1 protein-coding gene and 1 pseudogene are annotated in these 543 nt (G+C 68.7%); both read right to left on the minus strand.

What is annotated here, in order from left to right:
- The coding region (locus LQ51_RS14125) for a protein kinase domain-containing protein (RefSeq protein ID WP_046565969.1) at nt 1-300 on the minus strand (300 nt) is incomplete at its 3' end.
- Nucleotides 297-543 (minus strand): annotated as a pseudogene (locus tag LQ51_RS14130) (serine/threonine protein kinase); the annotation flags it as partial. The pseudogene LQ51_RS14130 and the gene LQ51_RS14125, both read right to left, overlap by 4 nt.

Consider the following 543-nt stretch of genomic DNA (forward strand, 5'->3'; position numbering starts at 1 on the left):
CCGCCCGTTGACGAACTCCATCACGATGAAGGGCAGGGTCTCGCCGGTGGGCGCGGTCTCCTCGCCGGTGTCGTACACGGCGACGATGGCCGGGTGGTTCAGCGAAGCGGCGTTCTGCGCCTCCCGGCGGAACCGCATCTGGAAGGTGGCATCCCGGGCCAGATCCGCCCGGAGCATCTTGATCGCGACATCCCGACCGAGCCGGAGATCGCGGCCACGATGCACCTCCGCCATGCCGCCGTAGCCGAGCAGCTCGCCGACCTGGTACCTGCCACCGAGCAGGCGGGCCTGCGCTGTCATCGCGTCTCTCGTCCTTCGCTCGTCGTCGTCTCGCCGTCAGCCGGCTGGAGCCGTACCTCACGACGGTACGACGTCCCGACCAGATCGTCGGCTCCGTGGGACCGTACCGCGCCGGACGTCACGCTCACCGGAGCCAGCGCGCCCGGATCGGCGCCGAGCATGTACTTCCGGTAGTTGTACGAGATCACCCCGGAGCAGAGCAGGATCAGTACGGCCACCATGATGGCGATCATCCAGCGCCGG

It is taken from the genome of Micromonospora sp. HK10 (assembly GCF_000982955.1).
In the GTDB taxonomy this organism is placed as follows: Bacteria; Actinomycetota; Actinomycetes; order Mycobacteriales; family Micromonosporaceae; genus Micromonospora.